The organism is Leucobacter rhizosphaerae (assembly GCF_022919175.1).
In the GTDB taxonomy this organism is placed as follows: Bacteria; Actinomycetota; Actinomycetes; order Actinomycetales; family Microbacteriaceae; genus Leucobacter; species Leucobacter rhizosphaerae.
Map to the genome: position 1 here is coordinate 3,159,329 of NZ_CP095043.1, position 13,507 is coordinate 3,172,835.

At 68.0% G+C, this 13,507-nt stretch carries 13 protein-coding genes and 1 pseudogene; 9 read left to right on the plus strand and 5 right to left on the minus strand.

From position 1 onward, the window contains the following. The first annotated feature begins 79 nt into the window (after nt 1–79). Together MUN76_RS14545 and MUN76_RS14550 are read left to right on the plus strand one after the other, a co-directional pair. Nucleotides 80–1,267: a carboxylate-amine ligase gene (locus tag MUN76_RS14545; RefSeq protein ID WP_256451794.1), complete on the plus strand. Its 1,188-nt coding sequence runs from the start codon at nt 80–82 to the stop codon at nt 1,265–1,267. Between the two features lie 124 nt (nt 1,268–1,391). Continuing rightward, a complete protein-coding gene (locus tag MUN76_RS14550; RefSeq protein ID WP_244685701.1) occupies nt 1,392–1,847 on the plus strand; it encodes a GNAT family N-acetyltransferase in 456 nt (151 codons plus the stop codon). On the opposite strand, the gene MUN76_RS14555 is transcribed toward MUN76_RS14550, so the two are convergent. Beyond that, nucleotides 1,844–2,350 (minus strand): BLUF domain-containing protein, encoded by a 507-nt coding sequence (locus MUN76_RS14555; protein WP_244685703.1) that lies wholly within the window; start codon nt 2,348–2,350, stop codon nt 1,844–1,846. The two genes, MUN76_RS14550 and MUN76_RS14555, sit on opposite strands and share 4 nt — an antisense overlap. After that, complete coding sequence (locus tag MUN76_RS14560) at nt 2,340–2,576, minus strand: hypothetical protein (RefSeq protein ID WP_244685705.1); 237 nt, start codon at nt 2,574–2,576, stop codon at nt 2,340–2,342. Before MUN76_RS14560 ends, MUN76_RS14555 begins: the two co-directional genes overlap by 11 nt. A 277-nt stretch (nt 2,577–2,853) precedes the next feature. On the opposite strand from MUN76_RS14560, the pseudogene MUN76_RS14565 reads away from it, so the two are divergent. The 5 genes and pseudogenes from MUN76_RS14565 to MUN76_RS14585 all read left to right on the plus strand — a co-directional run. Further along, nucleotides 2,854–3,417 (plus strand): annotated as a pseudogene (locus MUN76_RS14565) (PAS domain S-box protein); the annotation flags it as partial. A gap of 35 nt (nt 3,418–3,452) precedes the next feature. Beyond that, a complete protein-coding gene (locus MUN76_RS14570) occupies nt 3,453–4,460 on the plus strand; it encodes a putative bifunctional diguanylate cyclase/phosphodiesterase (protein WP_256451825.1) in 1,008 nt (335 codons plus the stop codon). 31 nt (nt 4,461–4,491) lie between these two features. Beyond that, nucleotides 4,492–6,006: an SDR family oxidoreductase gene (locus MUN76_RS14575; protein ID WP_244685707.1), complete on the plus strand. Its 1,515-nt coding sequence runs from the start codon at nt 4,492–4,494 to the stop codon at nt 6,004–6,006. A 489-nt stretch (nt 6,007–6,495) separates the two neighbouring features. Next, nucleotides 6,496–8,820 (plus strand): leucine-rich repeat domain-containing protein, encoded by a 2,325-nt coding sequence (locus MUN76_RS14580; protein ID WP_244685709.1) that lies wholly within the window; start codon nt 6,496–6,498, stop codon nt 8,818–8,820. A 147-nt stretch (nt 8,821–8,967) separates the two neighbouring features. After that, nucleotides 8,968–10,212, plus strand: coding sequence for a hypothetical protein (locus MUN76_RS14585; RefSeq protein ID WP_244685710.1), 1,245 nt, complete (start codon nt 8,968–8,970; stop codon nt 10,210–10,212). Between the two features lie 20 nt (nt 10,213–10,232). Here the strand turns inward: MUN76_RS14585 and MUN76_RS14590 are convergent, their stop codons facing one another. Beyond that, on the minus strand, nt 10,233–10,565 hold the full coding sequence (locus MUN76_RS14590) for a DUF7882 family protein (protein ID WP_244685712.1): 333 nt from the start codon (nt 10,563–10,565) through the stop codon (nt 10,233–10,235). Nucleotides 10,566–10,688: 123 nt separating this feature from the next. Beyond that, nucleotides 10,689–11,009 (minus strand): hypothetical protein, encoded by a 321-nt coding sequence (locus MUN76_RS14595; protein ID WP_244685714.1) that lies wholly within the window; start codon nt 11,007–11,009, stop codon nt 10,689–10,691. Nucleotides 11,010–11,226: 217 nt separating this feature from the next. Here MUN76_RS14595 and chrA point away from each other — a divergent pair, with 217 nt between their 5' ends. Continuing rightward, nucleotides 11,227–12,441 (plus strand): chromate efflux transporter, encoded by a 1,215-nt coding sequence (gene chrA, locus MUN76_RS14600; RefSeq protein WP_244685716.1) that lies wholly within the window; start codon nt 11,227–11,229, stop codon nt 12,439–12,441. A gap of 25 nt (nt 12,442–12,466) precedes the next feature. After that, the gene (locus MUN76_RS14605) at nt 12,467–12,625 is read left to right on the plus strand and encodes a hypothetical protein (RefSeq protein ID WP_244685718.1); all 159 of its coding nucleotides are present in this window, start codon (nt 12,467–12,469) and stop codon (nt 12,623–12,625) included. 16 nt (nt 12,626–12,641) lie between these two features. On the opposite strand, the gene MUN76_RS14610 is transcribed toward MUN76_RS14605, so the two are convergent. Further along, on the minus strand, nt 12,642–13,394 hold the full coding sequence (locus MUN76_RS14610; RefSeq protein ID WP_244685720.1) for a VIT1/CCC1 transporter family protein: 753 nt from the start codon (nt 13,392–13,394) through the stop codon (nt 12,642–12,644). Between the last annotated feature and the right edge of the window lie 113 nt (nt 13,395–13,507).

Genomic DNA, 13,507 nt, shown 5'->3' on the forward strand with positions numbered 1-13,507 from the left:
AGTGCGGTGCATCGGGCGGAGCAGCGGGCTCGCGTTCCGGAACGCGCCCGAGGGCGCTCCTGGGAGGACGACGGAGCGCATGCGCACATTCGGTGTTGAAGAAGAAATGCTGCTGGTGGACGCATCCACCATGGCACCGATGCCGGTCGCCGAGCAGATCATTCAGAGCATCGGGCCGCTGAAACCGGACGCGATGCGGGTCAGCGCGGAGTTGCAGCGCGAGCAATTGGAACTGATCACGGCGCCGCAGCGCACCTTCAGCGCGCAATTGCGGTCGATCCGCTCCTCGCGTGCCGCCGTGGACGAGGCGGCGCAGCGGCTCGGAGCACGGCTTGCGGCCATCGGCACGGCACCGGATCTCGAGTGGCCGCACCTGTATCCCGACGATCGTTACGAGCGGGTGTCGGCGCAGTTCCAGCGCACGACGGATCGGCACCTCACCAACGGCTTCCACGTGCACGTCGCCATCGGCTCGCGCGACGAGGGGGTCGCGGTGATCGACCGGATCCGCCCCTGGCTGCACGCGCTGCTCGCCCTGAGCGCGAATTCTCCCTTCTGGCGGGCGCGCGACAGCGGCTACGCCTCCTACCGCTACCAGGCCTGGTCGCAGTGGCCGACCTCCGGGCCCACGGAGGTCTTCGGGTCGGTCGCGGCGTACGACGAGCACCGCGCAGCGCTGCTCCGGACGAGTGTGCCCCTCGACCGCGGCATGCTCTACTTCGACGCACGGCTGTGCGACCGTTTTCCGACCGTGGAGATCCGCGTCGCCGATGTCTGCACCGATGCGACGCACGCCGCCGCGATTGCCGCGCTCGTCCGCGCGCTCGTCGAGACGTGCGCGCGGGATTGGCACCGCGGCCTCGATCCGGATCCGGTCCCGGGGGCCGTGCTGCGCCTCTGGGCATGGCACGCGAGTCGCTACGGGGTGACGGGAGAGCTCGCGGATCCGCTGACCGGTCGCATGGTCCCGGCCCGCGCCGCCGTCGATCGGCTGCTCGCCACGGTGCGGCCGGTCCTCGTCGACCTGGGGGAGTGGGCCGAGGTGCGTGCGGTGATCGAGGAGATCATCCGGGTGGGCGGAGGGGCGTCGTTGCAACGCGCTGCGCTCGGCCAGGCCGGGGATCTCGCGTCGATGACCCGCGAGCTGGTCGAGGCGACGACGGCGAGGTGCACGACGCGTGAGTGGTCGGCCGTGGAGGATCCGCCGGCCCCGGTCGTCGCTCTACGGGGGCGACGACCCGGCGCGGGGAGGACTCGATCGGCGTGATCGCTCGAGCACCCCACCGTCTGCCGATGCGCGGTGCCGCCCGCCGCCCGCCCATGACCCGCGGGGCATCGGAACCATGCACATGCCAGCCGCGAGCGGACCGGAGCACGAGAGAATGGACCGTATGGAGCATCGAACGAACGCACTCGCGAACGGCGCCTCAGGCGCTGGATCAGGCCGAATCGTCGACCGCGTGGCGACACCGGCCGAGCACGCCGCGCTCGCCGCCGCGGTGGGGTGGGAAGGTCACTTCGATGATGCGGTGCGCGCGGCGTCGCTCGACGCGTCGATCGCCGGAGTGGTGTTCGAGAACGATGAGGACGGCGTGGTCGGAATGGCACGGGCCGTGGGCGACGGCATGCAGTACGCCTACGTGCAGGACGTCATCGTGCACCCGGGTCATGAGGGCGCGGGCATCGGAACGCGTCTCGTCGAGCGATTGCTCACGCTGCTCCGGCCTCACCCCGGCACCGAGCTCTTCGTCGGCCTCTTCGCGAGCCCGGAGGCGGAAGGGGTCTACGAGTCCCTGGGATTCACGAGCTCGGGATCCCTGGGCATGCACCGCAGCATCTCGGCCTAGGCGGGTGCGGCACTCCGTTCCCGAACTTCCGTGGGGGCCGAACGCACGTTGAACCAGAGCGCCAGCTCCTTCGCCGCTCGTCCGCGCACGATCGCCTCGGGCGCCTCCGCGATATCGGCGAAGGAGTCGCGAAAGCCTGGAATGCGCTCCGAGGACTGCCCGATGAGCGGCACGTACCCCATCGACCAGTCGGAGAACTGTCGTTCGAAGGTGAACTCGTCGACCGCGATGCGGATCCTGCCGTGCCGTGGATCCGCGGTGATCTCCGCCATGATCGCGTCGACCGCGCTGGAGGGCCCCTCCAGGAACTGGATGAACTGGTGGTTCCGGTACAGGAGGATCCCGGTGATGCCCGCGGCGTGATTCTTCGCTCTCGCGTGAGTGAGAAGCGCGTCGAGATCCTCTTGATAGAAGCGAGCGAGCGCATCGCTGGAGTACACGAGCGACCGCACGGCGGTCGAGCCCGAGATCGTCGCGGGGGCAGCCGCTGACTCATGCAACACTGGGGCACTCTCCCTCGGTCGTCACTCCGGCTTCGACGCGCGCCATCGCGTCCTGCAGCGAGGCGAAGGACCCGACCGCGCGCCCGAACATGTCGTAGGCCACCGAGCGGGACTCGCTGTCCTGGTCGACGTAGCCCAAGAAGTCCGCCTCCTGACTGCAGACGTAGAATCCCTCGTCGACTCTGGCCCACAGGACCTTCGAATCCGTCGTACTCCTGTGCTCCATGCGGAGTCTCTCCTCGTTATCGGTGCGTGCGATCGGCAGATCGATCGAATCGTATCGGCATCCGGCGACACCGCGGACCCCATTGACGTGCTCCGCGGGGTCTACTAAGGGCGGTCAGCACCCAGTGCGCGCCCGCTCCGACCCGCCGAGGCGGGCGAGTCTACCCGATCCGACACCCGTCGGGCAGCGCATTGACGGGGGGCGGGTGCAGGTCGAGACTGCTGAGTACGGGAGAATGGTCTCGGAACCCGAGAGGAATGCTGTGCAGGACGCGGAGATGTTCAAGCTTCTGGTCGAAGCGGTCGAGGACTACTCGATCTTCCTGCTGTCCCCCGACGGTGAGGTCAGTAGCTGGAACCGAGGCGCAGAGCGCATCAAGGGCTACGAGGAGACCGAGATTCTCGGCACATGCTTCTCCCACTTCTTCACCGCGGACGATCGCGAGAACGGCATCCCCGAGCAGATCCTCGACGAGGCGCGGCGCCACGGTCGGCACGAGACCGAGGGCTGGCGGGTGCGGAAGGACGGATCGCACTTCTGGGCGCGGGCGACCCTGAATGCGGTGGAGGATGAGCAGGGGTCGCTCATCGGTTTCGCCAAGATCACCCGAGATGTCACGGCCGCGAGGGAGACTTCGCGGGCGCTGCGCACCGCCGCGCTCACGGATCCGCTGACGGGCATGTGGAACCGGACCGCGTTCCTCGATGAGCTCGATCGCTGGGTCGCGACGGACAAGGTGTTCGCCGCGAGCATCATCGATCTCAACGGCTTCAAGCTGGTCAACGACTCCCTCGGCCACGCCGCCGGCGACACGCTGCTGAAGTCGTTCGCCGAGCACCTGCACGATGCGGCCTCCGGGGGATCATCGCGGCCCGACTGGGCGGCGATGAGTTCGCCGTTGCCGCGCAAACGCATGAGGGCTATGCCTGCGACGACTTCGTGGAATTGCTCGCGGAGGCGGTGCGCAAGCCGGTCATGCTGGGCGACGCGCAGTCGGAGGTCTCCGCGAGTGTCGGCGTCGCCTGCTTCCCCGAGGACGCCACCAATGTGTCAGAACTGCTCGCGCGTGCCGACGCCGCCATGTACGAAGCGAAGGACACGCAGTCCGAGCACCCCGTGACCTACCGTGAGGGACTGCTGAAGCGTTCGGCCTCGCGGAGATTCCTCGATCGCGAGATCGCCGGCGCGATCGGCCGCGGCGAGTTCCAATTGCAGTACCAGGTGCAGACGTCTCTGCGCGACGGGGCGATCGTCGGGCGCGAAGCACTGATCCGGTGGCATCACCCGGTGCTCGGCACGCTCTACCCGGGAGAGTTCATCTCGCTCGCCGAGGCGAACGGGAGCATCATCGAGCTCGGTCGATGGGTGCTCGCCCAGGCCTGCTCCGACGCCGCCGGCTGGCCGGACCGGACGCGAGTCGCGGTCAATATCTCGGCCCTGCAGCTCCGCGATGCGGACTTCGCATCCACCGTTGCAGAGGCGCTGAGGTCGAGCGGGTTGGATCCCCAGCGGCTCGAACTCGAGATCACGGAAACCACGCTCATCCGCCAGCGCACCGAGGTCGTGGACGTATTCGCGCGGCTGCAGGCGCTGGGAGTGAAGATCGCGTTGGACGACTTCGGAACCGGGTTCTCCTCACTGGACACCCTGCTCGCCTTTGCGTTCGACCGCATCAAGATCGACCGGTCGGTGCTGCACGCCAGTCTGCAGCCCTCGCGCACCCGGAGCGTGCTGCGCGCCATCCTGGCGCTCGGTCACGCGCTGACGACGACGGTGCTCGTCGAGGGGGTGGAGACTCAGAACCAACTCGAGCTCCTGCGGGGGGAGGGGTTCGACGAGATCCAGGGATTCTTCGCCGGTCGCCCCGTGCCGAACGCGACATGAATGCGGCCAGCGGAGCGGAAGGAGACCAGCGATGACCACCGTGCTCGTCACCGGAGCGACCGGCTACGTCGGCGGGCGGCTCGTGCCGCGATTGCTGGACGCCGGGTACGAGGTCTCCGTGCTCGTGCGGTCCGCCTCGAAGCTCGTGGACGTGCCGTGGGCGGCCGAGGTCTCCATCATCGAGGGGGATCTGCTCGACGCCGACACGGTCTCGCGCGCCTGCGAGGGGATCGATGTGCTGTACTACCTGGTGCACGCGATGGGATCCCGGGGCGACTTCGAGGCGGCCGAGAGCCGCGCCGCCTGCAACGTCGCCGGGGCCGCGCAGGCCTGCGGTGTGCAACGAATCGTGTACCTGGGTGGACTCTCCCCGGCGACGCCGAAGCTGTCGCGCCACCTCACCTCGCGGAAGCGGGTGGGGGAGATCCTGCTCGACTCCGGTGTCCCGACCGTGGCGCTGCAGGCCGGGGTGATCATCGGTTCCGGATCGACGTCGTTCGAGATGATCCGGCACCTGACCGAGGTCCTGCCCTACATGCCCGCTCCGAAATGGGTGCGCAACTTCATTCAGCCGATCGCGGTGCGCGACGTGCTCCACTACCTCGTCGCGGCGGCGGAGCTTCCGTCGTCGGTCAGCAGAGCCTTCGACATCGGCGGGCCCGATGTGCTGCGCTACGGGCAGATGATGAACGGATACGCCGTCGAGGCGGGATTGCCCCAGCGGCCCATCGCGGCGCTGCCGGTGTTGACCCCGTGGCTCGCATCGCAGTGGGTGAACCTGGTGACTCCGATCCCGCGTCGCCTGGCGATCCCGATCATCGCGTCGCTGCAGCACGACTGCGTCATGGCGGATCACGACATCGACGAGGTCATCCCACCGCCCGAAGGCGGGCTGACCGGCTATCGGCAGGCCGTTCGCCTGGCCCTCGCCAAGATCGACGCGGGCGCGGTGGAGACCACGTGGCAGAACGCCTCCGTGGTCGACGCGCCGAGCGATCCGCTGCCGAGTGATCCGGACTGGGCGGGGCGCACGGTCTACACGGACTTCCGCGAGCGGCGCACGAGCGCGGCTCCTGATCGCCTGTGGGCCATCGTCGAGGGCATCGGCGGAGCGAACGGGTGGTACTCCTTCCCGCTCGCGTGGGCCGCTCGAGGGTGGATGGACAAACTCGTCGGCGGGGTCGGACTGCGACGCGGCCGAAGGCACCCGCAGCACCTCAACACGGGCGACGCACTCGACTTCTGGCGGGTCGAGCGGCTGGAACGGGGGCGACTGCTCCTGCTCCGAGCGGAGATGAAGGTGCCCGGGCTCGCCTGGCTCCAGATGGAGGTGCTCCCGGACGGCACCGGGTCCCAGTACCGTCAACGCGCGATCTTCTTCCCGCGGGGACTCGCCGGTCGACTGTACTGGTTCGCGATCCTCCCGTTCCACGGCGTGATCTTCAACGGCATGGCGAATCGGATCACGGCCGCGGCAGGGCAGCGCACGGTGCCGGCCCGGCCAGACCAGGCTTCAGGGGCGGCGTCGGACGAGCACGTGAAGTGACCCCATCACGGGGCCCGAGCAGCAATTCCCCTGGTGTGCACGGAGACGCCGGATGATATCATTGGAGGCATCCCCGAGGAAGGGGAAGCTTGCATCAACAGTGTTCACCCGTAGGGGATCATCTCAGGAGCCGGACTCGCGGCACCGCGGGCATGGTCAGGGTGGGGCCGAGAGGCGGGCATGCTTGACGAGAGGGTGATCTCCGGGGGGAGCGCGAGTCACGAGACACCATTGAAAGAGCGACGTGATGAGCGAACGACCCCGAAGTGCACGAGTGATACGTTCGGTAGTGGTCGGTCTGGCCACCGCTGTGATCGTGGGGGTGCCATTGCTGGCGCCGTCACCCGGCTTCGCAGAGGATACGCCGCCACCCTCCGCGGTCGTCGAAGATGGCGCGGCGGCGCAGGACGAAGTTGACGCTCCTCTGACGAACCTCTCCGAGCCCACCCCGACGCGGATCTCGATGCTGCGGAGGTCCTGGCCGACCCGGTGGTCATCGATCTCGAGCCCGCTCTTGCCAAGGCGGTCAATCGGACGCTCGGGCACCCGGCGACCCAGCCGGTCACTGATGCGGATCTCGCGTCACTTGATCGACTGACCATCGCAGATTACTTCGGCGACAGCGTGTCGAGCCTCAGCGGTCTGGAGTACGCCACGAACTTGACGCACTTCACAGTGCTTCGTCAGGGCGTGAGCGATCTCACTCCGCTCGGAGATCTGCCACTTCTCGCGTCGGTGTACCTGGAGGATATGCCGGTGACGGATATTGCTCCGCTCGCCGGCAACACGCTGACTGATCTGAGAGTCATCGGGCTTCCCATCTCGTCGCTCGATCCGATCCGGGACATGACCCAGCTGGAAGGGCTCACCGCACGGCAGATCCAGGTGGACGACTGGAGTCCGCTGTCGAGCTTGATCAACCTCACGGATCTGAACGTGGAGGGGTCCAGTTTCGCCGACGCCGAGCTGCTGCGGACCATGTCCCAGCTGGGGTACCTGATGATCTCACACAGCCAGGTCGCCGACATCGCGCCACTGTCGGTGCTGACGGAGTTGCGCTATCTCACGATGAGCAGTCTCGCGGCGGAGATTCCCGACCTCGACGCCCTTGCACCGCTCACCGAGCTCACCGGGCTCTACGCGGCCGGCAACGGCACCCGAGACATCAGCGGAATCGCCGGAACGACGAAACTGACCGTTCTGGACCTGGGCGACAACCGCATTCAGGACGTCAGCGCGCTGTCGGGGATGACGTCGCTGGGACGGCTGATTCTCGCGAGCAACGACGTGCGCGAGGTCGACTCGGTGCTCGGCGGCCTCACGCAACTGTATGAGATGCGGCTGCAAGACAACGCCATCGAGAGCGTGAACTTCCTCGCAGCGCAGGAATACCTCTTCGAGGTGGACATCTCAGGCAATCGGCTGCAAGAGCTTCCCGATCTCGGGTACCGGGAGATCCTGTACGGATTCCGGGCCAACGACAACGAACTCACCCGCATGCCGTCGTTCACCGCACCGTCACTGCAAACGCTGGAGCTGAGCGGCAACAACATCACCAGCACCGACGGGCTCCCCGAGGCTCCTACCCTGCAGTACCTCGATCTGAGCCTGAACGCGATCGTCAATTTCGATGCGCTCGCCGCGTATCCGAACCTGTATCTGTTGGATCTCAGCGACAATCCGACGTCCGATATCGAGGTGCTGCGAAGCCTGACCGGTTTGGGTGATCTGAGCATCGACCGAATGGGCGTCACGGATCTGGGCCCTGTCGCTGCACTGACTGGCCTCAGCATGTTGCGCGCTGCGGGGAATCAGATCTCCGACCTGACGCCGCTCACGGGCCTCACGGGCCCGTATTCGATCTCGCTTGACGACAATCAGATCTCGGACCTCTCCGCACTGGCCGGGACCACGACCCTGTACGAAGTGTTCCTCGACAACAACCAGATCACGGACGTGTCCGCACTCAGCGGGAACGCATACCTCTCCGTGCTGTCTCTGCGGCAGAACCGGATCGCAGACATCTCACCGCTCGCGTCGATGTCGAACCTCGGCGAACTGTACCTGGACGGCAATGAGATCACCGATCTCAGTCCGCTCCCCGCATTCGAATACCTGGAGTCGTTCAGCGCGCAGTCGCAGCGAATCCCCGGGAGCACCGTCTTCGTGCCGGCGGGTGCCGACACGTTCACCACGGAGGACGCCCGCAGCGTGCTGGGTCTCGGAGGGGAGTCGATCTCGCTGCAGCCCTCCGGCGGGGATGGCGGCATCCTCACCTGGAACGGGCTGACCGCGGCGGACACCTCACTCACTGCTGGATTCGCGAGCGCGGACGGTGCGTTCACCGGGGAGATCGTGTATCCCGTGGTTCGTGCAGATGTCACCAGCGCCCGCGCGCTCGACGGTCGTGTCGGCGACACGCTCACCCTTCCGCTGACGGTGACCGAGGGGTTCCCGCTCGTCGATCTCGCACTCGCCGACGCCCCCGACTGGGTGCGCATCGACACTGATGGGGTGCTCGTCGCACGGCCCGAGACGGCCGGCAGCTGGACGGTCGAGCTTGCGGCGATCGACACCTGGGGCAACCGGATCGAGGCCTCCGTGCGGATCACCGCGGTCGGCAGTGCCGATCCGGACGCCCCGGGGGGCGGGGGCGGCTCGCAGGACACCGGGGCTGGATCGGGGGATGGAGGCCCCCGCGGGGGAATCCTCTCCGAGACCGGCGCGACGGTCACGATCCTCCTGGCCTCCGCAGCCCTGCTGATTGCGCTCGGTGCCGCTGCCGCCTGGCGCAGACGGCAGCTCACGCGGTAGACGTCCGATGTCGGCGAAGATCACCGCACCCGCGCTGGACCCGAAGACCTGCTCGGGCATCGGGTGCTCGGGATCCCGAGTCTCTAGACTGAACACGTGGCAGAAGGGTGTCGTGGGGGTGTTCCGGGCAACCGGGGGCGGCAGAGGGTGCCCCGCAGCGGTCCAGCGCCGCGCGGACGACGCGCGATCACGGCCGCTGCGGCCGTCGGTCTGCTGCTGTCGCTGCTGACGGCGTGCACGGGAGACGGGGCCGTGCGGGACTTCGCCGCGGCGTTCGCCGATGACCCGGCAGTCGCCTCGTTGGAGCTCACGAGCCACGACAATCAGCCGTTCACCGGGGGAGTGAGCGGTGACGTGGTCGCCGACGACGAGCTGACGGACGAGGAGTTCGCAGCGCTCGTCGCCCGGGTCTCGGACTACACCGCCGCGCATGGCACGACCATGCGCGGTCGCGTCACCGTGGTCGGTCCCGATGTTTCCCTCCCCGTCTCCGGAGTCACGACCGAGGACGCGACCCGCGTGGCGTTCCTGCTCGCACTGCGCGAGCAGCCCGGGTTCGTCGCGGGATCCCTCACGGGCGACGATGCGGTGTCCCTGAGCGTGCGAGTGCTCATGGCCGACGACGCCTTTGCGGTGGCGGGTCTGGTGCCCGCGCTCGCGGATGACGCCGGCGTCGCGGGATCGATGGACGTCACCGCGCGCACCGACGACGACACCACGGTCCTGACCGACCTCTCGGAGGCCCGGCTCACGGAAGCTGCTGCCGTCTGGTCCGCGGTGTCGCACGACGTCACGGTGTCCGGCATCCGGGCCGACGACACCGTCACCACGGTCGCGCTGGAGCACGAATCCGACCTGGCTGCGGCCGAGGCGGCCAGTGCGCAGGTGGGCTCGGTGACGCCCATCCGATTCGAGAGCGACCGGGTGCGGCTCGGCAACGCCGACGGCACGATCGCCCGCAGCCTGCTCGGGCTCCTCGATGATCCGACTCGGGAGCTGGTGCGCTTCGTGTGGGAGTCGGAGGGTGCCGTGCAGGTCATGGCCGTCGACGCGAGTGCGGTCCCGGCGCTGGTGACGCCGGTCGGGTCGTCGGCGTCGCAGGCTGGTGCGCAGTCGGCGCACGTGCGCGCCGAGGGAGGGACCTCCGTCACGGTCGACCTTCCGCGCCCCGACGAACTCGCGACACTCACCATCGTGCTCGCCCAATTGGTCGCCGCCGACGCGGTCACCTCGATCGCCATCGGTCCGCGCTCGGCCCGGATCACCGCACCAGACGCCTCCGACGCGGAGGTCGACCGGTTCACCGAGCTGCTCGTCGAATTCGGCGATCCCGGCACGCGGGTCTGCGTCGAGCGTGACGATCGCGCGTCCTGCACCACGGTCGCGCGCTGACGCCCGCGGTCCACGATCTGCTACCGCCCAGCCTGCCCCCTCGCCACAGCGCGCGCATCAGCCGCCGCCTCCGTCATGAGCACGATCCCGCGCGGCGTGCTCGCGCTCTCACGCATCGCCAGGATCCAGTTCTCATTCAGCGGCGGAACCCGGCTTCCGGCGAACCGGAATTCAAGTGGTACGTTCGGGCTGATCCAGAGCGCCACCGTGCCGGGTCGGTAACGGGTGCCGGTCGAGAGGTTGAGAAAGAATGACTCCCGTCGTCTGAGTTTCGAGCCCACAACCACCTTCAGATGCGCCAGACAGCGATCGTCGATTTCGTATTCATTTCCGGCATGCGTGATGTACCCCATATGCGCACCGTGGCATAGAACAGGAAAGAAAGATAGCCCTATTCAGATCTGAAAAATGTGCCTGTTCTCGCGCGTATTCCTGCGGTTTGTACGCTGACGCGTCGTGGGAGCGCCCCGGGCCGCTCAACCGCGAGCCGTCTGAATGCAGTAGCTCCGGATCTCCGCGATGCTCGCGGTCTTCGCGGTGCTTGCGAATCGAAACATGTGGCTAAAGTCGAGCCGGCCGTCCTGAGATTCCAGGTACCCGTCGCACGCCGCGAGACGACCGTGCGTGAGCACTGAGATGATGACCAATCGATCCGGGCTCGAAGTCGGGTAGACATCCGCTGGAATGTCGTCGGCGGCTCCGCGGATGCGCCAGCGGGCGTCGTCGGCGAGCCGTTCCGAGCACCTCGCCTCGTCCGCCCGAGCCCACTGCGTGACGAAGTCAGTCACGATCTGCATCCGAGGGGCATTGCCGCAATCTGTCGGTCGTTCGACTTTCATGAGGTTCCTTTCATCGCGGGGGTATCGGGACGCATCGCGAGACCCGTGTCGCCAGTCTCCCGGGCGACCCTCGAAGGTCGCTGGGATCGCCGCGTCGAGACCCGCGTCGCGGCACGCCTCCAGCTCGTTTCTCGCGATGCGGCGAGTGCGGACACGATCCGCGTTAGGATGAGACGTGCTCAGCGACCGGACGAGTCGGCCCTCGGTGCGCGAGGTGTTTTTCGCTTTTGCGAAACTCGGGCTGACGTCGTTCGGTGGTCCGATCGCCCACCTCGGATACTTCCGGGACGAACTCGTCCAGAAGCGCAAGTGGGTCTCCGAAGGGCGCTATGCGGAGCTGGTGGCCCTCTGTCAGATCCTTCCCGGCCCGGCTTCGAGCCAAGTGGGCTTCGCCCTGGGGCTGCAGCGGGCCGGGTACGCGGGGGCTCTCGCGGCATGGATCGCGTTCACCCTGCCGTCCGCGATCCTGCTGGTGCTCTTCGCCTGGGGTGCATTCGCGCTCGACGGAGCGCTCGGACACGGGCTGCTTCTCGGCTTGAAGTCCGTCGCCGTGGCCGTGGTCGCGCACGCCGTGCTGGGGATGGCGCGAACCCTCACTCCGGATGTCCGACGCATGCTGATCGGGATCGGCGCGCTCGCGCTCGCGCTGCTCCTCCCGGGAACGGCCGGTCAGGTCTCCGCACTGCTGGCGGGGTTTCTCGCCGGCGCGATCCTCTGTCACGGGATGTCCTCGCCGCAGCCGGAATCGTCGTCGTTCGGCGTGTCTCGAAGGGTCGCGGTGGGGGCGCTGGTGGCAGCCGTGACGGTGTTCGTCGGTCTCGCCGTGCTCGCCTCGGTCACGCAGTCGCTCGGGGCGCAGGTCGCTGCGGCGTTCTTCCGGGCGGGCGGCCTGGTGTTCGGCGGCGGACATGTGCTGTTGCCGATGCTGCTCGGCGATCAGACGGTCACGACGGGGGTGGCGTCGGATCAGCTCCTCTCGGGCTACGCTGCGGCACAAGCGGTGCCGGGCCCGCTCTTCAGTTACGCGGCGTTCGTCGGGTTCGAGCTTGCACCAGGCGCCCAGGGCCTCCTCTTGGCTCTCGTGGCCCTGGTCGCCGTCTTTCTTCCCGGCATGCTGGTGCTGCTGGCGGCGCTCCCGCTGTGGAGTCGCCTCCAGGCGTTCCCCCGCGCGGGGGCTGCACTGCTCGGGGGCAACGCCGCGGTGGTCGGGATCCTCGCCGCCGCGCTCATCACCCCGATCATCACCTCGTCGATCACGGGGTTCCCGGCACTCGGGATCGCCGCGGGTGCCTTCGTGCTATTGCAGTTCACCCGGTTGCCGGCGTGGACGGTGGTCGTGCTCGGGGCGATGGCCGGCACCGCGCTCGTCTTCCTCGGCGCCGCTGCGTAGCGAGCCTGCTGCGCACTGTGTCAGGATGAGCGCGGAGGCCCTCCGCGAGCTCACGAGGATGCGTCCGCTCCGCTCGGAATCGGGTACTCGCGACGCGTTCATCGCGGAGCACGCCAGTGCGGCCAGCCAGGGTCTCGTCACCGCCTTCGTGGTCGATTGCGCCGATTCGACTGACATCTCCTGACGGGGCGACGAACGGGCTACGAGACGGCCACCCCGAAGAGGAGCCCGATGCCATAGGTCGCGGCCATGGTGGCGCTCCCCATGATCACGTTCCTCGCGATCGCGGGGCCCCGCGGAGCGTCGCCCAGTGCGGCGCTGATCCACCCGGTTGCGATCAACCCGATGACGACCGCGGCTGCGGCCGCCCACACGCGATGGTCCCCGAACGGCAGCAGGATCATGACCAGCGGGAGCAGCGCTCCGGCGGTGAACGCGATGAACGACGACAGCGCCGCCGACCACGGACTCGTGAACTCCTCGGGATCGATGCCGAGCTCGACCTCGGCGTGCGCGGCGAGCGCGTCGTGGGCGGTGAGTTCCTCGGCCACTCGGAGCGCAAGCTCATCGGAGAGCCCGCGCTCGCGGTACAGGCCGGCGAGCTCGTGCAGCTCCTCCTCGGGTGCGTCCGCGAGTTCGCGCCGCTCCTTCTCGATGAGTGCGTGCTCCGTGTCGCGTTGCGTGCTCACCGAGACGTACTCGCCACCCGCCATGGAGAATGCGCCGGCCACCAGCGCGGCGATCCCGGCGGTCGCGATGGCGAGCACGTTGCCCGGTGTGGCGCCGGCGACACCGATCACCACACCCGCAGTGGACACGATGCCGTCATTCGCCCCCAGGACCCCGGCGCGAAGCCAGTTCAGTTTTCCACCGATGCGCCCCTGGTGCGGTTCGTTCTCGTGTTGCGCAGTGGGGACGCGTGCTGCGTCCGATCGCGACTCGTCATTCGTCATGCGTACCCCCTGGGCCTTAGCATGGCCCTCCAACGGGGGCGGCGCAAGCTCCCCACGGTGCTCACCAACGGGTGAGCGACGCACTACGGTGCCTCGCGGCTGCTGGTACGTAG

Coding starts and splice junctions, on each gene's coding strand:
- MUN76_RS14590 (WP_244685712.1), bottom strand. CDS start 10,565: ATGGGGTACATCACGCATGCCGGAAATGAATACGAAATCGACGATCGC.
- MUN76_RS14610 (WP_244685720.1), bottom strand. CDS start 13,394: ATGACGAATGACGAGTCGCGATCGGACGCAGCACGCGTCCCCACTGCG.
- MUN76_RS14560 (WP_244685705.1), bottom strand. CDS start 2,576: ATGGAGCACAGGAGTACGACGGATTCGAAGGTCCTGTGGGCCAGAGTC.
- MUN76_RS14605 (WP_244685718.1), top strand. CDS start 12,467: ATGAGCGCGGAGGCCCTCCGCGAGCTCACGAGGATGCGTCCGCTCCGC.
- MUN76_RS14575 (WP_244685707.1), top strand. CDS start 4,492: ATGACCACCGTGCTCGTCACCGGAGCGACCGGCTACGTCGGCGGGCGG.
- MUN76_RS14595 (WP_244685714.1), bottom strand. CDS start 11,009: ATGCAGATCGTGACTGACTTCGTCACGCAGTGGGCTCGGGCGGACGAG.
- MUN76_RS14545 (WP_256451794.1), top strand. CDS start 80: ATGCGCACATTCGGTGTTGAAGAAGAAATGCTGCTGGTGGACGCATCC.
- MUN76_RS14550 (WP_244685701.1), top strand. CDS start 1,392: ATGGAGCATCGAACGAACGCACTCGCGAACGGCGCCTCAGGCGCTGGA.